20 protein-coding genes are annotated in these 21,770 nt (G+C 64.2%); 17 read left to right on the top strand and 3 right to left on the bottom strand.

Annotation, left to right across the window (positions count from 1 at the left end; translation table 11 throughout):
* Nucleotides 1-37 precede the first annotated feature (37 nt).
* A complete protein-coding gene (locus tag AC5Y4F_RS00790) occupies nucleotides 38-895 on the top strand; it encodes a mycofactocin-coupled SDR family oxidoreductase (protein ID WP_067939452.1) in 858 nt (285 codons plus the stop codon).
* Nucleotides 896-1,030: 135 nt separating this feature from the next.
* Nucleotides 1,031-1,663, top strand: a complete 633-nt coding sequence (locus AC5Y4F_RS00785) for a TetR/AcrR family transcriptional regulator (RefSeq protein WP_156750217.1) — start codon at nucleotides 1,031-1,033, stop codon at nucleotides 1,661-1,663.
* A 34-nt stretch (nucleotides 1,664-1,697) separates the two neighbouring features.
* Here the strand turns inward: AC5Y4F_RS00785 and AC5Y4F_RS00780 are convergent, their stop codons facing one another.
* Nucleotides 1,698-3,215, bottom strand: coding sequence for a class I adenylate-forming enzyme family protein (locus AC5Y4F_RS00780; protein WP_499994623.1), 1,518 nt, complete (start codon nucleotides 3,213-3,215; stop codon nucleotides 1,698-1,700).
* 152 nt (nucleotides 3,216-3,367) lie between these two features.
* Here AC5Y4F_RS00780 and AC5Y4F_RS00775 point away from each other — a divergent pair, with 152 nt between their 5' ends.
* From AC5Y4F_RS00775 to AC5Y4F_RS00720, 12 genes are all read left to right on the top strand, one after another.
* A complete protein-coding gene (locus AC5Y4F_RS00775) occupies nucleotides 3,368-3,820 on the top strand; it encodes a Zn-ribbon domain-containing OB-fold protein (RefSeq protein ID WP_499994621.1) in 453 nt (150 codons plus the stop codon).
* 92 nt (nucleotides 3,821-3,912) lie between these two features.
* On the top strand, nucleotides 3,913-4,992 hold the full coding sequence (locus AC5Y4F_RS00770; RefSeq protein WP_499994619.1) for a thiolase C-terminal domain-containing protein: 1,080 nt from the start codon (nucleotides 3,913-3,915) through the stop codon (nucleotides 4,990-4,992).
* A 67-nt stretch (nucleotides 4,993-5,059) separates the two neighbouring features.
* Nucleotides 5,060-6,553: an aldehyde dehydrogenase family protein gene (locus AC5Y4F_RS00765; protein ID WP_067939468.1), complete on the top strand. Its 1,494-nt coding sequence runs from the start codon at nucleotides 5,060-5,062 to the stop codon at nucleotides 6,551-6,553.
* A 37-nt stretch (nucleotides 6,554-6,590) separates the two neighbouring features.
* Nucleotides 6,591-7,661, top strand: coding sequence for an NAD-dependent epimerase/dehydratase family protein (locus AC5Y4F_RS00760; protein WP_067939470.1), 1,071 nt, complete (start codon nucleotides 6,591-6,593; stop codon nucleotides 7,659-7,661).
* Nucleotides 7,662-7,762: 101 nt separating this feature from the next.
* On the top strand, nucleotides 7,763-8,974 hold the full coding sequence (locus AC5Y4F_RS00755) for an acyl-CoA dehydrogenase family protein (protein WP_067939473.1): 1,212 nt from the start codon (nucleotides 7,763-7,765) through the stop codon (nucleotides 8,972-8,974).
* Nucleotides 8,975-9,083: 109 nt separating this feature from the next.
* Nucleotides 9,084-11,450, top strand: coding sequence for a CaiB/BaiF CoA-transferase family protein (locus tag AC5Y4F_RS00750; RefSeq protein WP_197520687.1), 2,367 nt, complete (start codon nucleotides 9,084-9,086; stop codon nucleotides 11,448-11,450).
* Nucleotides 11,447-12,694, top strand: a complete 1,248-nt coding sequence (locus AC5Y4F_RS00745) for a CaiB/BaiF CoA transferase family protein (RefSeq protein ID WP_067939478.1) — start codon at nucleotides 11,447-11,449, stop codon at nucleotides 12,692-12,694. Before AC5Y4F_RS00750 ends, AC5Y4F_RS00745 begins: the two co-directional genes overlap by 4 nt.
* Nucleotides 12,695-12,759: 65 nt before the next feature.
* Nucleotides 12,760-13,959 carry a MaoC family dehydratase gene (locus tag AC5Y4F_RS00740; RefSeq protein ID WP_067939481.1) on the top strand — a complete coding sequence of 400 codons (1,200 nt, stop codon included), beginning with the start codon at nucleotides 12,760-12,762 and terminating at the stop codon, nucleotides 13,957-13,959.
* The gene (locus tag AC5Y4F_RS00735; protein WP_499994608.1) at nucleotides 13,956-15,116 is read left to right on the top strand and encodes a thiolase C-terminal domain-containing protein; all 1,161 of its coding nucleotides are present in this window, start codon (nucleotides 13,956-13,958) and stop codon (nucleotides 15,114-15,116) included. The genes AC5Y4F_RS00740 and AC5Y4F_RS00735 overlap by 4 nt, the downstream gene beginning before the upstream one ends.
* Nucleotides 15,109-15,546, top strand: coding sequence for a Zn-ribbon domain-containing OB-fold protein (locus tag AC5Y4F_RS00730; RefSeq protein WP_197520688.1), 438 nt, complete (start codon nucleotides 15,109-15,111; stop codon nucleotides 15,544-15,546). The genes AC5Y4F_RS00735 and AC5Y4F_RS00730 overlap by 8 nt, the downstream gene beginning before the upstream one ends.
* 2 nt (nucleotides 15,547-15,548) lie before the next feature.
* Entirely contained in the window at nucleotides 15,549-16,358 is an 810-nt protein-coding gene (locus AC5Y4F_RS00725) for an enoyl-CoA hydratase-related protein (RefSeq protein ID WP_499994600.1), read from the top strand.
* A gap of 324 nt (nucleotides 16,359-16,682) precedes the next feature.
* Nucleotides 16,683-17,138, top strand: a complete 456-nt coding sequence (locus tag AC5Y4F_RS00720) for a nuclear transport factor 2 family protein (protein ID WP_499995734.1) — start codon at nucleotides 16,683-16,685, stop codon at nucleotides 17,136-17,138.
* A gap of 24 nt (nucleotides 17,139-17,162) precedes the next feature.
* Here the strand turns inward: AC5Y4F_RS00720 and AC5Y4F_RS00715 are convergent, their stop codons facing one another.
* Nucleotides 17,163-17,972, bottom strand: coding sequence for an acyl-CoA thioesterase domain-containing protein (locus AC5Y4F_RS00715; RefSeq protein ID WP_499994598.1), 810 nt, complete (start codon nucleotides 17,970-17,972; stop codon nucleotides 17,163-17,165).
* A gap of 104 nt (nucleotides 17,973-18,076) precedes the next feature.
* Nucleotides 18,077-18,886 carry an acyl-CoA thioesterase domain-containing protein gene (locus tag AC5Y4F_RS00710; RefSeq protein WP_499994596.1) on the bottom strand — a complete coding sequence of 270 codons (810 nt, stop codon included), beginning with the start codon at nucleotides 18,884-18,886 and terminating at the stop codon, nucleotides 18,077-18,079.
* A gap of 133 nt (nucleotides 18,887-19,019) precedes the next feature.
* Between AC5Y4F_RS00710 and AC5Y4F_RS00705 the strand changes: the two genes are divergently transcribed.
* The 3 genes from AC5Y4F_RS00705 (at nucleotide 19,020) to AC5Y4F_RS00695 (ending at nucleotide 21,617) form a co-directional block, all read left to right on the top strand.
* Nucleotides 19,020-19,958 (top strand): alpha/beta hydrolase, encoded by a 939-nt coding sequence (locus AC5Y4F_RS00705; protein ID WP_499994593.1) that lies wholly within the window; start codon nucleotides 19,020-19,022, stop codon nucleotides 19,956-19,958.
* A 140-nt stretch (nucleotides 19,959-20,098) separates the two neighbouring features.
* Nucleotides 20,099-21,004 carry an SDR family NAD(P)-dependent oxidoreductase gene (locus AC5Y4F_RS00700; RefSeq protein ID WP_067939498.1) on the top strand — a complete coding sequence of 302 codons (906 nt, stop codon included), beginning with the start codon at nucleotides 20,099-20,101 and terminating at the stop codon, nucleotides 21,002-21,004.
* Nucleotides 21,005-21,026: 22 nt separating this feature from the next.
* A complete protein-coding gene (locus AC5Y4F_RS00695; protein ID WP_067939501.1) occupies nucleotides 21,027-21,617 on the top strand; it encodes a histidine phosphatase family protein in 591 nt (196 codons plus the stop codon).
* The last annotated feature ends 153 nt before the right edge of the window (nucleotides 21,618-21,770 follow it).

Raw genomic sequence — 21,770 nt, 5'->3', positions numbered from 1 at the left:
AGAACTGATTCCACTACCCACCGAACAGGAGATTGACATGGGACGAGTGCAGGACAAGGTCGTCTTCATAACCGGTGTGGCGCGCGGCCAAGGGCGTGCACATGCCATTCGTCTGGCCGAAGAGGGCGCCAACATAATCGGCATCGACATCGCCGAAAATATCCCGACGGTGCCGTATCCAATGGCGTCCGAGGCGGAACTCGACCAAACGAGAGACCTCATCAGTGACGCCGGTGGAAAACACCATCTCGTCAAGGGCGACGTACGCGACAAGCAGGCTGTCGCCGAAGTTTTGCGCGAGGGTCTTGAATTGTTCGGCGGCCTGGACGGCGTTGTGGCACAAGCCGGCATTATGGCAGTGGGGAACACGGACCCTGCATCGTTCAACGACACCGTGGATGTCAACTTGGTCGGCGTGCTCAACACGGTCAGCGCCGCCTATCCGTTCCTGAAGGACGGCTCGTCGATCGTGATCACGGGTTCTTATGCGGCGTTCACGTCGGCCCTGAAAGCCGATCCCAACGGCGGGGCCGGCGGCCTGGGTTATGTCGCCTCGAAGCGCCTGCTCGCCGCGTACACCCACGAACTGGCGCTTGCGGTGGCGCCGCGCCGGATCCGTGCGAACGCGGTGCACCCGACGTCGGTGGATACGGCGATCATGCGCAATGAGCCGCTGTACAAGTCATTCCGGCCCGATTTGGAGTCACCGACGCTCGAGGATGCGCTCCCGGTCCTGCCGGCGCTGAATCTGTTTCCGGACCCGTGGATCGATGTCTCGGACGTCGCACACGCTGTGGTCTACCTCATCTCTGACGAATCGCGCGCGGTGACCGGCACGCAAATGCGAGTCGATCTCGGCGCTTGGATCAAGTTGCACGATTACACCTTCCCGTGAGTCGATGTGGGAAATCGGAACTGAACTCGGCCGCTCGGTCTTGGGTCGTCGGTGCAGCTCGCTCGTGCTGTTACGCTGGCTGTTTGTGAACGGCGATAATCCCGTGTGGCACGGTAGCCCGGTCGGGTGCGTTTGATGACCACTCAACAGGGCGCCACCTTCGGCCGTCGCTTCAAGGTGTTCACATCTCGCGCCGCGCAGGTTTCGGACGACTCACCGCGCAGAGACCGCATCGTCGATGCAGCTCGACGGTGCTACGTGACCATCGGCTGGGACAAGACCACAATGGAGGACGTCGGGCGCATTGCTGGTATGTCGCGTGCGACCCTGTATAAGAACTTCCCGACCAGCGAGGAGCTGCACCAAGCTGTCCGCAGTAAAGCCGTGGACCTGATGCGTCGTGATTTCGAAGACGCACTGGCCGAGGGTAAGGACCTGCCGGACAGTTTGGGGAATGTAGCTGCTGCGCTGACGGTTTGGTGTTCGACGATGCGGTCGGTGGACAATCCCAACGCGTTCTACTTTCGTATTCATGCCGAGGAGTCGGCCGTTATCATCGACGTGCTGGCAGAGGTTTTGGCTCCTCGAATGGCGCTCGCGCAAAAGGCTGGCGAGATCGACCGAAGTCGAGACATCGATCGGGCGGTGGAGTGGGTCGCGCGATGCGTGGCCGGCTTTGCGCTGTTGCCCACTGGCCGGGATTCGGAGCGCGATTATCCTTTTATCGCACGCGAATTCATTCGCGAATTTGTGGTGTCGCCCCTGTAAGGAGTGGCGCCAACACCCTTGCTTCGTCGGTGGTTTATTCCGTGCGCAGCCTCTCGATCAGATCGACGAGCTCCCGTTTACGGACCTTCGATGCCGGTGTCATCGGGATGTCAGCGGCAGACTCAAGGAACACGATGACCGTGGGTACCTTGAACGGCGAAAGTCGTTCACGTAAAGCCTCTTTGATCGACGCCTCGGTGAGATGTACGCCAGTAACTGGCACTACTGCCGCCGCCACCAATTGACCGCGATCCGCATCAGGCAGGCCGACTACGTGGGCCATCTCGACGCCTTCGATGATGTTCATTTCGCGTTCGACCTCGACCGGCGATACGTTGGCACCGGAGGTCTTGATGATGTCGTTCAATCGCCCGACGAATCTCAACCGTCCATTGTCATCGCGGACTGCGAGATCGCCGGTGCGATAGAACCCGTCGGCGTCGAACACCGCACCGCGAGACAATTTGTGCAAGCGTGAGGTCAGCGTCGGGCCACGAACCAGGAGCTCGCGGGCACCTCGTTGGTCGGCAGCTTCGGAGAGGCGGACCTCGAATCCGGGCTGAAATCTGTCGAGCGGTGCCGCGATCGAATACGGTCCCGAAGGGACCTCGGTGCCCCAGGCATACATCCCGAAAGTTTCGGTCATTCCCAACGCGGGCACCAGCTGCATTCCGGGTAATGCGGTAGCCGAGGATGCCGATCCGGTTGCGCGGTCCCGGATCACGGCATTGGCGCCCAGCGTCGACCGCTCAGTGCAGCGTGTTACTCCACCCGCAGCCATCGTGGGGAAGAGCGCCATGACGAGTCCGCCGACCCAAAAGAACGGCAGCGTCACGTCGGTCACCGTGGCTTCGGTGAACCCGAACATATCGCGCAGGTAGTGGGTTTTGTCGATGATCGCGCGGTGGGTGAACAGCGCTCCTTTCGGGTCGGCACTTTGTCCGGATGTATAGATGCAGAGCGCTTCGTCCTCCGGATGAACCTCGTATCGTGCTTGATCGAGGATCAGCTGCCAGCGACCGTCCCGCCCCCCGCTGACGATCCAATCGACGTCGCGTGACCATCCTGGCCCAGGGCCGTCGAACGCCACCATGCGCAGGTAGGGGGCTTCGGTGAGCGCCAGCTCGGGATCCTGCGCCGAAGCCAGGCCGGGCAACGCCTCGGCCACGAGTTTGACGAAGTCGCGGTCCAGGAACGAGCGGCTGGCTACCAGCAGGTGTAGATCGGAGTGGCGCACCAGCCGGGCGAGCTCGGCCGGCCGGCTGAACGTGCTCAACGGAATACACAGAGCGCCAATCTTTTCGATGGCCGCCCACCACACCACCCAGTCGGTGCCGTTGCCGAACAACAGTCCGACCCGAGTGCCTTTGCCGATGCCGCGCGCGAGTAGACCTCGCGCGATGCCATCCGAGCAGCGATCGAGTTCTGCGAACGACAACGATCCGGATTCTGCGATAACGCAGCAATTCGACCCAAATGATGCGGTCAGCTCACGTAGCCAGATCGGAATCGACACAGCGTCATGGGCCGACTCGGCAGGGCTGGTAGACATAGCGCCTCTTCCCTTCGCGCACACCTGCCCACGGCGTGCCTCTCCTATCCACGGTTCCCGGTAGGCATTCTGCATGATGCTCGCCCAGCCATTGACGCGTATACAAAAATTGTATTAGCGTCTACCTGTGTTATCCAGCGAAGAAGGGCGCCGTGACGACATGCTCTGAGTCCGCAGGTACCGAGGCGGTGGGCAGGTCGCTGAAGTTCATCGGTCCCGGCGTCGACGACATCAACCAGTTCTTCTTCGATGCCACCAGCAATGGCCAATTGGCATTTCAGCGATGTCGCGCCTGCGAGACATGGTGGAGTCTGCCGGCCTACGCGTGCTACGCCTGCGGTGCAAGCGAATTCGATGTTGTCGCGACTGGGGGGCGTGGGTCTGTCTATACCTATGCCATCCCGCGTCGTCCAAGCGCCGCTCTCGTCGACGTAGACCTCGTGTTCGTCGTGATCGAGCTCGATGAAGGGGTGCGGTATTTCTCCCGACTCGTCGGTATCGACCCTTCGCAGGTTGATTTCGGCATGCGCGTGGAGGTGCAGTTCGCGCCCGCCGATTCGGGTGTCATGGTTCCGGTTTTCGCTCCGGCCGGAGGTCCACCATAGCCATGCGGAGCTCTGACACCGAGGTGGTGGTTGCAGGGATCGGTATCACCGAAATGTCGACGGATTCCGGGGTGTCGTCGTCGACTTTGGCGATGAAGGCCGTTTCGATGGCTCTTGCAGACGCAGGACTGTCGCTGCGAGATGTCGACGGTCTGGTGACATATGAGGCCGATCCGACATCTCCATTCCTGCTCGCCCAACTACTCGGATTGCCTGAGTTAAAATGGTTTTCGATCACGCTGGCGGGCGGGGGCGGCGCGTGTATGACCTTCCAAGACGCGGCGCTCGCGGTGAGCACGGGACTGGCCGATCATGTGGTGATATATCGCGCAGAAAACTTGCGTTCAGGACGGCGGTTCGGGCAGGGAATCTCTGACTCCGACGCCGGCACGACCCAAGCTGTGCTGCGCCAGGTCTTTACCTACGGCTCCATCACGCCGGCGTGGTGGGAGGCGCCGACTTTTCATCGCTATCTTCACGATTACGGCAAGACCAATGCCGATTTAGCGCATGTCGTGGTGTCAGCCCGAAAGTGGGCGGAAACCAACCCCGCGGCTCGTTTCTTCGGGCGGCCGCTGACGTTCGAGGGCCACCAGGAATCCAAGTGGGTGGCCGAACCGGTTCTGCGCGTTAATGACTGCTGCTTGGAGAGCGATGGAGGCGCGGCGTTCGTGGTGACCACGGCGACGCGTGCATGCGACCTGAAGGCAACACCGGTCAAGATTCACGGCGCGGTCAGGGGAATGGCTCACCGGTCAACTCTGATGCAGAACTACTATGCGCCTGACATCAGCGGGGTGCCGGATCTCGACGTCGTGGCCGAGAACCTCTACCGGCACACCGGTATGACAGCGAGAGACTTCGACGCCGCCATCATCTACGACTCGTTCAGTCCACTCATCCCGATGTCACTCGAAGCCCTCGGATTCTGCGGACGTGGGCAAGGAATTGACTTCATCGCGGAGGGCCACACGTCTCCAGGTGGCGCGCATCCCGTGAATCCGAACGGCGGCCAGATCGGAGAGGGCTATCTGCACGGCTTCAACGGGATCGTCGAAGCGGTCCGGCAGATCCGCGGCAACTCGGTGAATCAAATCCCCGATGTCAACACCATGGTCGTGACCTCCGGGCCGGCCCTGCCGACGAGCGCGATGGTCCTGCAAGCGTGCTGACGATTCGGGCCATGCCTCATGGCTTCTGACCGGATAGGGCTTGCATTACGGAGAAGGGAGGAGCGAAATGTCGACCGTGTCATTGAGCCCCGGGAGACCCTACGTGAACGGAGCGTGGGACCACGGTAGCGGCGAGCGGGCCACGACGATTATCAATCCGGCAACCGAACAACCCATAGGCGAGGTTTACGAATCGTCTGTAGACGACGTCATTCGAGCCGTCGACGCCGCCCGGGAGGCTTTCGGCGACGGCCGGGGACCGTGGCCGAAGATGTCACCCAAAGAACGATCCGCAGTTCTTCACCGTTTCGCCGATGCCGTTGCCGCCCGGCGTGATGACCTGATGTTCCTGTTGAAGAACGAAATCGGCTGTGCGGGAATGGCCGGGGAGGTCAGTCAAGTCGAAGAAGCTATTCGGTTCGCCTACTTTTGGGCGGACCGAGCCGCGGAGCTCAAGTTCGACGAACCATTGCCGCCGAAAGCGGGCCTGACCGGAATGGGACAGGCGCTGGTACGGAAGGAACCGGCAGGCGTGATCGGGGCGATCACCCCGTTCAACTATCCAATTCTCTTGAACATGTGGAAGATTGGGCCAGCTTTGGCGACCGGCAACACGATGGTGCTCAAACCCTCGCCCTACACGCCGTTTTCGGCGTTGATCCTGGCGGATGCGGCCGCGGAAGCTGATATTCCGCCGGGTGTCTTCAATGTCGTTACCGGTGGCATCGACGAGGCGCGGGCGCTCACTGAGCATCCCGATGTGGCCGTCGTCTCTTTCACAGGCTCCAACGCCATTGGCCGGGAAGTGATGCGGCAGGCCGCGGGCACACTCAAGCGCGTAGTGCTGGAGTTGGGCGGCAAATCGCCCAACATCGTCTTCGCCGATGCGGACATCGACGATCCCATGCTGGTGATGTCGCTGGTCATGGGATTCACGGTGCACGCAGGTCAAGGTTGCGTGTTGCAAACTCGGCTGCTCGTGGAGCGGCCGGTCTACGACGCGGTCGCGGATCGGATCAAGAACGCGATCCAGGCGATGAAGGTGGGTGACCCGGCAGACCCCGCGTCAGAGATGGGACCCCTAATCAGTGCCGGTCAACGCGATCGTGTGCTTGGTTACGTCCAGTCCGGCGTCGCGGAACGGGCGACGCTGGCCTTCGGAGGCGGCCGACCCGCACACCTGGACCGCGGATTCTTCGTCGAGCCGACGTTGTTCACCGATGTCACAAACGACATGAAGATCGCCAGAGAGGAGATATTCGGCCCCGTGGGAGTGATGATTCCGTTCGACGGGCCCGATGAGGCGATCGCAATCGCGAACGACACACCCTACGGTCTCGGTGGCTCAGTATGGAGCGGCGACTCGGTGAAGGCCTTCGAGGTGGCCGGAGCGCTGCGAGCCGGCTACATCCATATCAACGGCGGTGACCAGAGCTTTGGTGGACCGATCGGGCCCGCGCCTTTCGGCGGATACAAACAATCGGGAATCGGTCGCGAACACGGCTCCGCAGGAGCCGACGAGTACATGGAGATCAAGACCATGCATTACCCGGTCGGCTGATGCGCTCAGCCGAAATCACTGTGAAAGCGAGTCTTTCGTGACCGGGGCGGGACCAGTTTTAGTCACCGGCGCGTTCGGCCTTGTTGGTACCGCGACGATCGAGCAATTGGCCTCGGAAGGTCGCCGGGTGGTGGCCACCGACCTAAAGACGCCCGCGTACGTCAAAGCGGCCAAGAAGTTGCCCGCCGGCGTCGAGGTGAAGTGGGCCGACCTGACCGTCCAGTCACAGCTCGACGAGTTGCTGGGAGCCTCGTCACCGTCAGCGATCATCCACCTCGTGGGCATGATCGCTCCCGCGATCTACCGTAACCCGGCACTCGGGCGCAAGGTCAACGTCGACATCACTCGCGCGCTGGTGTCGGCGGCCCAGGCGTTACCCAAACCGCCGCGCATCGTGCACGCTTCCAGTGTCGCCGTCTACGGCCCGCGCAACCCCTTCCGTCATCCGGAGAAGGTGGACGAGAACACCGTCACCGCGCCCAACGAGGTGTACGGCTCGACGAAACTCGAAGCCGAGCAGGTTATTCGGACGTCGACGCTCGACTGGGTGATACTGCGACTGGGCGGCGTGGTGAGCACCCGGCTCGTGTCGATGGTGAGCGGTTGGGACGTTCTCCTGTTCGAAAGCGCGCTACCAAAGAACGGTCGCATCCACACCGTCGACGTTCGGGACGTTGCAAAGGCATTCGCCGCAGCCACCACCGCGGACGCCGTGGGAAGGATCTTGCTCATTGGCGGCGACGGCACTCACATGCTGCGTTACACCGACGCCACGCACGATCTGACGGCTGCCGCCGGCATCGGCAACGTTCTTCCAGAGGGCCGTCCGGGCGATCCCGACAGTGAGACGGCCTGGTTTGCCACCGACTGGATGGACACCGGCCCGGCGCAGGAATTGCTGCAATTCCAGAACCATTCGTGGGGCGACATCTTGGCGGAGGTCCGTCGAAAAGTCGGTCCTGCGCGTCATGTGCTGCGAGTCGTTGCACCGCTGGTTCGCAACGTCCTCGAACGCCGGTCCGCGTACCGCGATGCTCCCGGCGTGTATGCGGATCCGTGGGAGATCGTGCGCGAACACTTGGGCGATCCCGCGGCGCCGAAGTCCTGACATGCGTCGGCACGTCGCCATGGACCGGTTCGATCCAACCGGCACAACCCGCTTGTATGAGCCGTACGTCTCGTACCGGGGCGGTCGACAAAGGAGGGGCCATGGACTTCGAAGTTAGCCGTCGTTCTGCGGACTTGCTGGAACGCCTTACCGGTTTCATGGACGAGTGCGTGTACCCGGCCGAGGCGACTTATCATCGGGAGCTCGGCGAAGCCGGACACCCCCATGCGCAACCCGGGGTCATGCAGGAGCTCAAGGCCGAGGCTCGCAGGCGGGGACTGTGGAACCTCTTCCACCCCGACCCCGAGTACGGCGCGGGGTTGTCTTGTATTGAATACGCACCTCTGGCAGAGATCATGGGCCGCAGCGCGATTGGGTCGGAGGCGTGCAACTGCTCGGCGCCGGATACCGGCAACATGGAGCTCCTCACGCAGTTCGGCTCCGCCGAACAAAAGGAGCGATGGCTTCGGCCGCTGCTGGACGGCGAGATTCGGTCCGCGTTCGCGATGACCGAGCCTGACGTCGCATCGTCGGACGCTACGAATGTCCGGATGCGCATCGAGCGGCAGGGGGGCGAGTACCTGCTCAACGGACGAAAGTGGTGGATCACCAATGCAATGCACCCTCATTGCCGCGTGTTCATCGTGATGGGTAAGACCAATCCCGACGCACCGACGCACCGCCAGCAAAGCATGATCCTGGTCCCGCGTGATACCCAGGGGGTCACGGTGCTGCGCAACCTGACGGTGTTCGGCTACGCCGACCAGGAGAGTCACTGCGAAGTCGTGTTCGAGAACGTGCGAGTCCCGGTTGAGAACATCATCGCGGAGGAGGGCGCCGGCTTCGCCATCGCTCAGGCGCGGCTCGGTCCGGGCCGCATCCACCACTGCATGCGGGCGCTGGGTGCGGCCGAGCGTGCGTTGGAGCTGATGTGCCGACGGGCCTGCGAGCGGGTGACGTTCGGCGCACCGGTCGCCTCGCGGGCGAACATCATGGACTGGATCGCCGAGTCGCGGACCGAGATCGAAATGGGCCGGCTACTGACCCTCAAGACCGCCTGGCTGATTGACACCGCCGGCAACCGTCAAGCGCGAACGGAGATCGCCGCGATCAAGGTCGCCGTACCCCGAATCGCGGCCAAGGTCATTGACCGAGCAATCCAAGTCCACGGCTCGGGCGGCCTGTGCGGCGACTTCCCGCTGGCGGCCATGTACGCGCTTATCAGATGCCTGCGCTTAGCCGACGGACCCGACGAGGTGCACAACGTGACAGTCGCCCGCCGCGAGCTGGGGAAATACGCGGCGGCGAACTGACGGCGATACCGTCCGGTTGGTCGTACTAAGTGCGGCACGGACTACGTTTTCGACCGTCCAGTCGGTCTGCTAGGCTCGCATGATACGTGCGGAGAGGACGGGTCATAGGGTGGCTATCCCAAGCCTGCTTGACGGAGTGCGGGTGGTCGAGCTTGCCGGCCGGCCGTCGATCAGGGTGGCCGCCTCGATCTGCGCAGTGATGGGCGCAGATGTCGTCCGCGTCGAGTCCGGGCTCACTGCGGAGGCGTCAATTAGCGGCGTGCATCCGCTCGTGGACGAGCGCGCGATGAGCGTTGCGTGGGACCGAGACAAGCGCACGGTCACGGTCGGCGGCCACGGCAGGGCAGGCCTCGACGAAATGATCGCGAGCGCCGACATCCTGCTCACCTCGGCTGAAACTGGTGCGGGCGAACCGTTTTCGAGTAGTCGTGGCGGAGCTCCTTACGGCGGCGTCCAGCTGCTGATCACGCCGTTCGGCACCACTGGGCCCTACGCGGCATACCGCGGCGACGAGCTCAACGTCTGCGCCTTTGGCGGTCCCGCCGTTTACGTCGGGGAACCCGGGCGTGAGCCGATCGTCCCGCCATTCATGCTCGCCAGCTTTCAGGCCGCGCTGTCCGGACTTGCCGGCGCGCTGGGGGCGTTGCTCGGCGGACGGGGCGCGCAGATTGACGTCGCCGAGTATGAGGCACTCGCCACCAGCCACATGACCGGCCTGTACAGCCTCTCGTTGTTTTCCGGCGAGGTGCCGCGACGGGCCGGGCACCGTAAGCCCAACCCCTACCCGTTCACTGTTCTGCCGTGCAGGGACGGTCGTGTCTGCCTGGCGTTCCTGGCCGGCCACCAGTGGAGGCGCCTCCTCGACGCGATGGGCCAACCAGAGTGGTCGAAGGATCCGCGTTACGCCGACCGCCGCCGCAACGGTGAGCTTTATGCCGACGAACTCGACGAGCTCGTGTCCGGGTGGCTGGCGAACTACACCAAAGACGAGTTGCGTGCGATGAGCGTGCAGCGGGGCATTCCGCTCGGGCCCTTGGAGACCATCGAGGGCCTACGCGAGTCGGAGCAGTTCCGGCAGCGTGGTTTCCTGCGCCCCGTGAGCGTCGACGGGCACAAGATCGATATGCCCGGCCTGCCGTTCCTGGACCGACCCGCGTCGCGCACCCGGATGGGTGCACCGGCTGCATGTAACACCGCGCGCGCCTCAGGCAACTCCGCGCTGCCGCTCGCCGGTCTGCGCGCCGTCGACCTCAGCTGGGTGATGAGCGGGCCGATGGCCGCTCAGTTCCTAGCCGACATGGGGGCCGACGTGATCAAGGTCGAGTCCCGAACTCATCTGGACGCATCCCGCCAGGGCCTCCCGCTGATCGCAGATGTCGAGGCAGGCGACGCAGGTGCAACGCCGAATATGATGCCGCACTTCAATGCCGTCAATCGCGGCAAGCGCAGCGTTCAGCTGGACTTGCGGTCCGACGCGGGGCGGTCGGTGCTGACGCGGTTGGTTCAGGATGCGGACGTCGTGGTGGAAAATATTGGCGCTGGATCCCTTGAACGGCTTGGCTTTTCGATGGACGAGCTGCATCGGCTTCGACCTGAGCTCGTCGTGCTCCGGATCAGCATGGCCGGCCAAGAGGGTCCCGACGCAGCCTTGCCCGGTTACGCGCCGCAAAGTACGTCCATCGGCGGGCTCGACGTGCTCGCCGGCTATCTGGGCGAACCGCCGGTTGGGATGGTCGCGCTCAACCTCGGCGACATCACGGTTGCTTCCTTCGGGGCGGTGGCTCTGCTGGCCGCACTGCACCGGGCTCGCACGCGGGGGATAGGCACGGTCATCGACTTGTCGATGATCGAAGTCCACGCGGCGACTATCGCCCCGTTATTCGCCGCGCGTCAGCTCGACGGCACCGACCTCAGCCCGATCGGTAACGGTCACCGGGTCCACTTCCCTCACGGCATGTATCCGAGCGCTGGCGATGACGCGTGGATCAGCATCGCGGTGCGGGACGAGCGGGAGTGGGCCGCACTGGCCGCGATCGTGGGAGCGCCTGCGGAGATCGCCGGCCGCACCGATGTCGCGCGCCGGCGCGAGGTCGCCGACGACATCGAGGAGCTGATCTCCGCATGGACCCGGACGCGCCCTGCCGACGAGGGCGCCAAGCAACTGCAGGAGGCCGGGGTTCCGGCAGCGCCGGCATACGGCGTCGAGGAGCTGATGACCGATCCGCATTCGTGCGCACGCCAAGTCGTCGTCGAGCTCGACCATCATCTGATCGGCTTCGTGCCGGTGTACGGCTCGCCGCTGCATGCGCAGCCAGCGATAGCTGAGGTGACCATGCGCGCGCCCGATCTAGGCGAGCACACCCTCCAGGTTCTCGACGAGCTCGGGTTCGACCACGAGCAGATCGCCGAGTTGGCCCAATCCGGCGCGTTCGACGGACTGGACCCGTTCAGCCTCGCGATCAAGGAGACCTTATGACCGAGTTGAAAGACACCACGCGCGAGCGGCCCGGTCCGCTTCGAGACATCACGGTCGTCGATCTGACGCACTGGGCAGCCGGGCCGATCGCCTCAATGGTGCTCGGCGACCTCGGCGCCGACATCCTGAAAATCGAGCCACCTGCGGGCGAGCCGCAGCGCGGGATGGGCGTTACGTTCCCGGGCGGCTGGAGCACGTTCTTCCTCGCCTGCCAGCGCAACAAGCGCTTCGTCAGCATCGACTATCGCAACCCGCGCGGTCGTGAGCTCATCAAGAAACTGGCCAGCACCGCCGACGTCGTGATGGAGAACGCGCGGCCCGGGACCTGGGAGCGCCACGGCCTGGACTACGAGAGCCTGCGCGCGCTCAACCCACGGCTGATCTATGCCTCCATCACCGGCTTCGGGCAGACGGGCCCGATGCGCGACTGGCTGGCGATGGATCCGATCGCTCAGGCGGCCGGCGGAGTGGTCGGGATTACCGGCACGCCGGAGGGTGGGCCCGCGAAGGTCGGGGCGGCCATCACCGATGTCGTATCGGGTCGCCTGGCGGCCTTCGGAGTCGTCACCGCGCTGTATGACCGGATGCGCACGGGCGTCGGCCAGCGCGTCGACGCGTCGCTGTTCTCGACCGCGGTCGGCCTGCTCACTATGCGCGAGACCGAGTTCCAGTTCACCCAGCAGAACCCGCCCCTGCTCGGCACGGCGCACGGTCAGATCGTGCCCGCCGAGGCGTTTACGACGCGCGACGATCGGCGCGTGATGCTCTGCATCTACAGCGACTGGCACTGGGCGCGCTTCGCCGAGCTGGCCGGGGCTCCCCAGCTCGCGGCTGACGACAGATTCACCACGAACTCCGCGCGCTGCGAGCACCGGGTGGCCACGATTGCCGCCGTGCAGGACGTGATCCGCACCCGCACCGAGGTCGAATGGACGGAGCTGCTTGCCGGCGAGATCCCCTATGGCCCGGTACTCGAATTCGACCAGCTTTGGCGGCACTCGCAGCTCGACGCCAACGAGCTGATCGCGCGCTACGAAATGCCCGGCGTCGGAGAGGTCCGCTCCATCGGCAGTCCCGTACGGTTCTCGGGCTTTACCCAGCCGGTGCGCCGCGTGCCGGCAGCCACGGGGGCCGACACGGTCGAAGTCCTCCGCGAGCACGGACTTTCAGACGACGAGATCGATGAATTGATCGCCGCCGGGGTGGTGCACACGGCACCGGCTCACACCGCGGCATCCGCGTAGCCCGCACGACGACACATCGCATGAGACAGCAGAAAACCTACAGCTGAAAGATAGAGAGGAAACAAATGACCGAGGTGGCGGAAAAAAGGACTGACTTGCCGTGGGGCGAGATCACCGACGAGACGATCGCTCACGCAGCTGAGCTGCTCGGGACCACGCTGCGACGCGACCGGATGGGCGGCTGGGTCACCGAGGTGAACGTCGACGCGATCAAGCATTTCGCTCAGGGCCTCGGTGACCGCAACCCGCTTTGGCGCGACCCCGAATACGGCAAGTCCACGCGGTGGGGCACGATGCTGGCCCCACCGACCATCCTGTATTCCGTCGACGGCACCACCGTGGCGCCGCGCCTCGCCGGCGTGCAGTGGCTCTACGTCGGCACCGACTGGGTGTGGTACGACGTGGTGCGGCGCGGCGATGTCTACGACGCCCCCGCCACGTTCGTCAAGCAGGAGGTCAAGGGCGGCGAGTTCGCCAGCCGCTGGTTGATCCAGACCGGCCACATCCGCTACCTGCGCAAGCCCGACGGTTTCATGGTCGGCGAGGCGTTCGGCAAGTGCGCCCGCACGCCACGCGGTGCCGCGCTGAAGAAGGATGGCAAGCAGAAGTACAAGGCGCGCGAAGCTTACGAATACACGAGCGAGGAGTTGGCAGCGATCGAGCGCGCCCTGATCGACGAAATGCCACGTGGCGCCGACACGCTCTACGCCGAGGATGTCGAGGTCGGCGAGGTGTTGCGGCCGACCGTCAAGGGTCCGCTGACCTCCACCGACATGATCGCCTGGTACGCGGGCTGGTCGGGCGCAGCGCCGTATGGCGGCGCGCACGGAGACGCCGTGCGCTATCGCACGCGTCACCAGGATTACCACGTCTCGGAGAAGACGGGCGCCAAGGATTCCGCCGGGCGCGGTCACCTGGAGAAGAAGACCGGCGAGGACGTCGGCATGGGTGGCGCGTATGACATTGGCCCGCAGCGCATCTCGTGGGGTGTCCACATGCTGACCGACTGGATGGGTGACGAGGGCTTTCTGCACACGCTTTCCGCATCGGTGAAGCGTCCCAATCTGATTGGTGACACGACGACCTGGCACGGCACCGTCACCGGCAAGGACGTCGTCGACGGCTACCACCTGATTTCGATCGACATGCACGCCGACAATCAGCGTGGCGAGACCAACGCGACCGCCACGGCCACCGTGTTACTGCCGTCGAAGGTGGACGGCCCCGTGGTGACGCCGGTGCCGCGCAACCTCACGAGCAAGTGACCGAGGTGCAGGCGGCGATCGTCGGCATCGGTGAGACCGAGTTCACCAAAGAGTCAGGCGTTTCGGACCTTCGGCTGAGCCTCGAGGCGACGAAGGCGGCGCTGGCCGACGCCAAGATCAACGCCCACGATATCGACGGCATCATCATTCCGACGGTCGTCGGCGCCACCACCGAGGACTTGACCACCAATCTCGGCATCGAGAACCTGCGCTACCACGCGGCGGTCATGCTCGGCGGCGCGGGCCCGGCTGCCGCCCTTCTGCACGCCAAGACGGCCATCGAAAACGGATTGGCCTCCCGGATCCTGGTGTGTTATGGGTTCAACGGGCGCTCCGGTGCGCGGCTCGGTCGCAGGGGGCCAACGCTGATGTTCGGCGAGGCCCCGAGCATGCGTCGCAACTACGAGGGCGTGCACGGCCTGCTGGTGCCGGCTCAGTACTACGCGCTGTGGGCGCAGCGGTACATGTACGAGAACGGCTGGAAGTCGACCGAACCGATGGCGCACGTGGCGGTAACCCAGAGTCGCCACGCGGTGATGAACGGTAAAGCGGTGGGCGCCAAAGAGATCAGCATCGAAGACCACCAGTCCTCGCGGATGATCAGCGCACCGTTCCGGCTCTACGACTGCAGTCGCGAAACCGACGGGGGTGCGGCCTACATCGTTGCCGCGGCCGAGCCCGGCGACCGCAACGCCGTCGCCATCCGGGGCGTGGCCGAGGGGCACCCCGGCCAGGCCGACCAGCCGACCACCCGCCGGCGCTTCTTGCACACCGGCATGGCCGAGGCGGCCCAACGCGCCTTCGCGCAGGCCGGCTGGAAGCCGAGCGATGTCGACTTCGCCGAGTTATACGACGCGTTCACGTTCAACGTGCTGTGGCAGTTGGAGCTGTTGGGACTGTGCGATCCGGGTGAGGCGGCAGAATTCGTGATGGCGGGCAGCACACAAGTGGGCGGTTCGTTGCCGGTCAATACCCACGGAGGTCTGCTCTCGCAGGCGCATCTGTGGGGTATCAACCACATCACCGAAGCCGTGAAGCAGCTGCGCGGGACCGCGGGCGAGGCACAGGTGAAGGGCGCCAAGAGGGGGCTGGTCACCGGTAGCGGTGACTTCGGCGACAACGCCGTCGTCCTGTTGGAGGGAAGCTTCGTTGAGTGACATCGAGTACAAAAAACCGCTGCCGCGACCGACGGGAACCGACCAGGAGCATTGGGCGGGCCTCAAGCGCCATCAGGTTCTGGTGCAAAGATGCGACGACTGCCAGACGTGGCTGTGGTATCCGCGCCAAATGTGCAGCAACTGCGCGAGTTTCGCGCTCTCGTGGACCGAGGTCGACCCGACTGGAACCATCTACTCGTTCACGACTCAGCACCACGCGACGGGATCGAAGTTCGATTCGGACCTGCCGTACTCGGTTGCGGTGGTTGAGCTGGACGCGGCACCGGAGGTCAAACTGGTGGGCCCAGTGAACAACGTCACCCCCGACGGGATCCACATCGGGCAGCGGGTACGCGGCACTTTCCTCGACGCGACCGAAGACGTGACCTTCCTGCACTTCGAACCATTCGACAGCGAAACCGGAAGTTAGACATGAGCGATACGGAAAGCCCCAAGGTCCTCCTCGAGCGCGAGGACGGGGTCGGCGTGATCACGATCAACCGACCCGACGTCCGCAACGTCGTCGACCCTGATGTCGCTTCGGGAATCGAAGCGGCACTCGATGAAATCGATGCGGACCGCGAGGTTCGCGCCATCGTGCTGACCGGCGCGGGGGAGAAGGCGTTCTGCGCGGGTATGGACCTGCGCGCGTTCGCCAAGCTCGGCCCCAAGGCCGGATTCTTCACCGAGAAGGGCGGATTCGCGGGATTCACTGCCCGCAAACTCATCAAGCCGGTCGTGGTCGCGGTCAACGGACCCGCTTTCGGCGGGGGTCTGGAGATGGTCCTGGCCGCCGACTGCGCGATCGCTTCCTCGAGTGCGAAGTTCGCGGTGCCCGAGGTGAAGGTCGGCATGCATGCCGGTGCCGGCGGCGTTATCCGTCTCGCCAAGCGGATACCGCGGGCGGTGGCGCTGCAGATGGTGATGTCCGGCGAACCGATCGGCGCCCAACGCGCGCATGACCTGGGTCTGGTCAACGAGGTCGTTGCGCCCGACCAGGTACGAGAGCAGGCGCTGCGGTTGGCCAAGAGCTTCGCCGCGGCGTCCCCAACGGCCGTCCTCGTGTCGCGCGAGCTGATGCTGCGCTCGCTCGAAACACCCAACGAGGCCGACGCGTGGAAACTCAACCAGGCCGCCGCGCGGATCGTGCTGAAATGCGGGGATGCCAAGGAAGGTCCACGCGCATTCGCCGAGAAGCGCTCGCCCGAGTGGGCGGACGCGGGGCCGATCGACCTCGGCTAAGCCGGTGCGGTCAGCGTATGACTTACCGAGTCGTGCATTGCGGAACGGGCAACGTCGGTCGGGTGGGCCTGAGGGCCATCATCGATCAGCCAGGTCTCGAACTCATCGATGTGGCCGTGCACAACCCCGAGAGATCAGGGTCGACGCGGGCGAATTGTGCGGCCTCGATTGACAGGTGTGCTCGAGCGACTGGACTTCATCCGTGTCCGGGAGGTATCGAATTACGCCACTTATGCTGAGCGCTGGCTTGATAACAGGGCGTGGTGCCGTGCGCTGATTTGGTAGCGAATCACAAAGAAGCCGAAGGAGTTACGCGTGGACGATATGGGGGAATGGCTCGAGCGCCTCAGGATTAGGGACGTCATCGAGAGATACATGCGATACAACGACGACGGCGACGCCGAACGCCTCACATCCCTGTTCCACGAGGACGCCACGTTTCAGACCGCCGGTCAGACCCACCAGGGTCGTGACGCCATCGGCGAGCTGTTCCGTGGCGCTTTTTCGGACACGGCGCCCGGGCGCTGGACCGATCCGGGAAATCTTTTCGCCCAACCGCGTTCACTCCACATTGGCTCGAATCCGGTGATCGATCTCGACGGTGACCGTGCCACCGCGGAGACCGACTTTCAGGTTGTCGTCCGCAACGCCGAAGGACGAGCCGCGCTCAGCGTAGTCGGTCGTTTCAGGGACCGGATGCGGCGCGGCGCTGACGGAGCCTGGCTGATCGAGAGCCGGACTATCGTCCCGGTCGGTCGACAAACCGACAAGGCACTCTGATGCGTGGGTGACCCCGCTCGCCACTCAGTTCGCGAAATTGATCTGAGCATGCCGATTGCTCAACGCAGTCACCAAACCAGAGCCAATGGGTCCGCAAGCATCCGACAGTGTTGCCGTTCCCACCGAGATGCCGTCGGATGCCCAATGTGTGTCGGCGTGCACACAGATCCAGTCGCTGCGCGGCAGGCGGGCGAGCGCGACAGTGAGATCGCCGTTGATGTAGCCAACGCCGGCGGTGCCTAGATTCGTGACTAGGCTGGTCGCTTCGGCGGCTGCAGCCGCTTGCACAAAAGGTGTATTCGGTTGGCCTGCAACGATATCAACGCTTCGGATGACGACACGCTTGCGGGCAGCGTTCTGGTGGTCAGCAATCTCTGACGTCCACCCGAGTTCGGCGCTTCGCAATTGCCGCACCGATCCGTTCTGCACCGGCAGACCGTCCAGGCTGGGCGCTACCAGGCTTTCGGCCTTTGGAGTCCACTCATGACCGTCCGGCGCCTCAGCCCGGCGGTACTGCACGAGCACGGCTCGAGCGACCGCGATACCTTCCTGCTCGATGGTGCACACCGAGTTTCGGACCCGACGGCCGTTGCGTAGCAGATCGACTGCCGTGGTCATCGGGGCCCGCCGGGGCGATTTGAATAGATCGACCGTCAACCGTGCCGGTGTGAAGTCGGGCAGGCCGAAAGCGGTGTCTAGCGTGAAAGCCGCGAGCCCGGCAACGGCGGCACCGACGACATGATCCTCAGCCCAGAGACTCTGTACTTCCGCGTAATCCGTTGGCACGAAAACATTTGTGTCCGTTTGCCAGAAGTGGGCGATCTCTGAATACATCGACACTCCTCGCAGAGTCTCGTTTTACAAACTTGTCTTCTCATCCGCATCGTCTGTGCGAGAGTAGTCCCGAATCAGCAGCAATGGCCATTGTTGTCCGGCTATCACGAGCTGCTTGGCATGCTGGCGAAGTCAATCTGAGCGCTTCGGTTGCTCAACGCCGTCACGAGGCCAGAGCCGAACGGCCCGGTATCGTCCAACAGCGTCGCCGTTCCGACAGCGATGCCGTCCGCTGCCCAATGTGTGTCGGCCTGCAAGAAGATCCTTTCGCCGCGGGGCAGGCGGGCGAGGGCGAGAGTGACGTCGCCGTTGATGTAGCCAAGGCCCGCGGTGCCCAAGTTCGTGACCAGGCTGGCCGCGTCTACGACCGCGGCCGCCTGCACAAAAGGTGAATTTTTCTGGCCCGCAACGACACTGACTCCGCGGACGGCGACACGCTTGCGCCTGGCGTTCTGGTGATCGGAAAGCGAAGACGTCCAACCGATGTCGGCGCTGTATAGCTGTACAAACGAATCGTCGTCGTCGTTCGGGGCCGCCACGAGTGGTGGCTCGGCCATCCACTCGTCACCGAGTGGCGGCTCGCTGCGGCGGTACTGGACCAGCACCGCACGCGCGACCTCGGCGCCGTCTTGTTCGATGGTGCACACCGAATTCCGTATCCTGCGTCCGTCGCGCACCAGCTCGGCCCTGGTCGTTGTCGGTATGGTCCGAGCCGATTTGAACAGGTCGACCGTCAGACGTGCCGGTGCGAAATCGGGCAATCCGAAACGGGATTCCAGCGCAAGCGCAGCCAGCCCGATGATGGCACCCCCCTGGAGGTGATCGTCGGCCCAACGACTCCGAATATCGACATGCTTGATGGGAACGAAGCGATCAGCTTCAGTCTGCGTGAAAATCGCGCGCTCTGAATCCATCAATGCTTCCTCGCAGAATCTGCGGCTCGAATATTGACGTTATCGGCGGCTCATCGGCGCGCCGACGGTCAGACTACACAGCCGTCGTCCCAGACGTCCGACCGGTCAGTCGGCAACGCGGTAATATCGCGCCGTGCCGCCTACACCGCTGCATCCGCGTTCCCAGGAGCTGATCAACATGTTCCTTGCCGCGGGCGCGCCGCCGGCGCCGCATTGCACGCCCGCGCAGCGCCGCGAACGGGCAGCCAACCTCCCGAGAATGCTGGGACCCGGGCCGAACGTCGAGCAGGTCCGCGACGCCTGCCTTCCTGGCCCTGCTGGTGACCTTCCGGCGCGCATCTACCGCCCTGACCCCCCTCGCGCAACGATCCTTTATCTTCACGGCGGCGGGTGGGTCGTCGGTACGCTCGACATGTTCGACGCCTTCGCCCGCAAGCTGGCCGTCGAATCCCGCTGCAAAGTAATAAGTCTCGAGTACCGACTGGCGCCGGAACATCCCTTCCCGAGTGCTGTCCAGGACGCCCATGCCGCGCTACGGTGGGTGGCCGCCCAGGAACTCGAAGGGCCGCTCGTCGTCTGCGGAGACAGCGCCGGCGGCAACCTGGCCACTGTGTGCGCACGTCGCGCTCGCGACGACGGCGGTCCGCGGATCGCGATGCAGGTGCTCGCTTACCCAGTCGTCGATCACGACTTCGACACCGACTCCTACCGCGAACAGGCTGATAACCCGTTGATGGGTCGCAACGACATGACGTGGTACTGGGACCTCTATGCGCCGTCAGCCATGGACCGCGACCAGGTTGACGCGTCGCCGCTGCGCGCCGACGACCTATCGGGCCTGCCCCCGACATACCTGATCATTCCCGCGTACGACCCGCTCCGCGACGAGGTGGAGGCGTACGCGCACCGACTACAGGACGCCGGCGTCCCAGTGATTCGGCGCCATTACGACGATCAGCCCCACGGGTTTCTGACGATGGTGAACTTTCTGCCGACTGCCGATATGGCGGTCGCCGAGCTCGGTGTCACGCTGCGCGCGTGCCTCGGCGACGAGGGCGTAGCCGTTCCTTGATTCCCGTCTGCAGCACGGACTACCATCCGACCGATCGGTCGGGAGAAGTAGGATGTACTCGGCCCACGGCGGACAGCGGCACTTGCGCGGGCTGACGGCGGATGTAGCGATTAACCACAAGGAGCGTAAGCGTGAGCAGAATGCTGCAGGGTCGGGTGATCGTCGTGACCGGAGCGGGTCGCGGAATCGGGGCAGGCATTGCCCGCCTCGCCGGCCGCGAGGGAGCATCCGTCGTCGTTAACGACCTCGGTGCGGCTGTCGACGGCGAGGGTGCCGACCCCACGCCAGCGAGCAAGGTTGTCGATGAGATTGTCGCCGCCGGTGGTCAGGCGGTTGTGAACGGGTCTGACGTAGGCGACCACGATTCGGCGGGTGAGCTTATTCAGCAGGCCATTGACACCTACGGCCGTCTCGACGTGCTCGTCAACGTGGCCGGCATTCTGCGCGACAAGATGATCTTCAACCTCGAACCCGAAGACTGGGACGCCGTCGTCAACGTGCATCTCACCGGCACGTTCAACACGATCCGGCACGCAAGCGCCTACTGGCGCGGACTCCGCGACGAAGCCGCGCATCACCGCATCATCAACTTCACTTCGGCTTCGGGCATGCACGGCGCGCCCACACAGCCCAACTATGCGGCGGCCAAGTACGGTGTCGTCGGGTTGACCTATTCCTGCGCCAACGCATTGCGCCGCTACGGCGTCACCACGAACGCGATCAGTCCTTGGGCGAGCACGCGGATGACCGACGCGATACCCGACGATCAGTCCGGCCACCACGACCTGGGATGGCGGGCGCCCGAGAATGTCGCGCCCGCCGTTGCCTACCTAGCCAGCGAGCGGTCGGACTGGTGCAACGGCCAGGTGCTGCTGTCGGGCGGCTATCACATCGGCCTCTACGACCAACCGCATCTGGTCAGCCGCATCTCCTCCCTCGGGTCGTGGGACCTCCCGAGGGCCTTCGACCTGATCGAGGAGGCGTTCTCGCGCAACGTCGGCATGGTCGGTCCAGAGGCACTTCCGGCCGTCATGCTGGCGCACTAGTGTCTTGGTTTTGGTGGCAGGTATGCAACTACTCCTGATAAGACACGCCAAGCCGCAGAGCAGCATCGGCGACGGCTTGGAACCCAATCTCTCATATGACGGCAACGAGCAGGCGCGACGGTTGCCGGACGCGCTGAGCAAATTTTCTCTCGCGCGGATCGTCAGCAGCCCGCGGCTGCAAGCGCTGCAGACGGCGGCACCCGTGGCTGACCAGCTCGGCATGACTGTCGAGATCGACGATCGGTTCGCCGAGCACAACTGCGGAATGGCGGAGGGGACGTCGGTGGAACAGGCGTCGTGCACGGATCGGCGGTTGCCGGGCGAGGTGGATGTGGAGGGGTTCGTCGAGCGAGTCAAGAGGGCCATCGACGACGTGATCGCATCGGGTGAGCACGGTCAGACGGTGGCGGTATTCACCCACAGCGGCGTGATCAACGCCATGGTGCACGCCGTGATGAAGACTGAAGAGCTGTTCAGCGTGCAGCCCGACTATGCGGGTGTCACGCGTCTGCTCGTATCCGAAGACGGAGGCCTCAGTGTTGCGTCGGTCAACGTGACCGAGCACGTCTGGGATCTGCTGTACCGGACGCAGTGGTGGTCCGAAGAGCACTGACTCGCATCGGCGGTCCTGCAAGTCACACCGCGCACCACCACGGCTGGCTCAAGCGCTGTCGGAGTAATCGACTTGCGGTGTGGTAGCCACCTGTCAGTCCGCGAATCAGGCCATTCGCCGGTCGATCCCGGTGAACCGGCGTCGGCTTGACGG

The sequence above is a fragment of the Mycobacterium sp. NGS56 genome, assembly GCF_059812425.1.
This window is presented reverse-complemented; position numbering and strand designations above follow the sequence as displayed.

Coding starts and splice junctions, on each gene's coding strand:
- AC5Y4F_RS00790 (WP_067939452.1), top strand. CDS start 38: ATGGGACGAGTGCAGGACAAGGTCGTCTTCATAACCGGTGTGGCGCGC.
- AC5Y4F_RS00785 (WP_156750217.1), top strand. CDS start 1,031: ATGACCACTCAACAGGGCGCCACCTTCGGCCGTCGCTTCAAGGTGTTC.
- AC5Y4F_RS00780 (WP_499994623.1), bottom strand. CDS start 3,215: ATGTCTACCAGCCCTGCCGAGTCGGCCCATGACGCTGTGTCGATTCCG.
- AC5Y4F_RS00770 (WP_499994619.1), top strand. CDS start 3,913: ATGAAGGCCGTTTCGATGGCTCTTGCAGACGCAGGACTGTCGCTGCGA.
- AC5Y4F_RS00765 (WP_067939468.1), top strand. CDS start 5,060: ATGTCGACCGTGTCATTGAGCCCCGGGAGACCCTACGTGAACGGAGCG.
- AC5Y4F_RS00755 (WP_067939473.1), top strand. CDS start 7,763: ATGGACTTCGAAGTTAGCCGTCGTTCTGCGGACTTGCTGGAACGCCTT.
- AC5Y4F_RS00745 (WP_067939478.1), top strand. CDS start 11,447: ATGACCGAGTTGAAAGACACCACGCGCGAGCGGCCCGGTCCGCTTCGA.
- AC5Y4F_RS00740 (WP_067939481.1), top strand. CDS start 12,760: ATGACCGAGGTGGCGGAAAAAAGGACTGACTTGCCGTGGGGCGAGATC.
- AC5Y4F_RS00725 (WP_499994600.1), top strand. CDS start 15,549: ATGAGCGATACGGAAAGCCCCAAGGTCCTCCTCGAGCGCGAGGACGGG.
- AC5Y4F_RS00720 (WP_499995734.1), top strand. CDS start 16,683: ATGGGGGAATGGCTCGAGCGCCTCAGGATTAGGGACGTCATCGAGAGA.
- AC5Y4F_RS00715 (WP_499994598.1), bottom strand. CDS start 17,972: ATGTATTCAGAGATCGCCCACTTCTGGCAAACGGACACAAATGTTTTC.
- AC5Y4F_RS00710 (WP_499994596.1), bottom strand. CDS start 18,886: ATGGATTCAGAGCGCGCGATTTTCACGCAGACTGAAGCTGATCGCTTC.
- AC5Y4F_RS00700 (WP_067939498.1), top strand. CDS start 20,099: ATGCTGCAGGGTCGGGTGATCGTCGTGACCGGAGCGGGTCGCGGAATC.
- AC5Y4F_RS00695 (WP_067939501.1), top strand. CDS start 21,027: ATGCAACTACTCCTGATAAGACACGCCAAGCCGCAGAGCAGCATCGGC.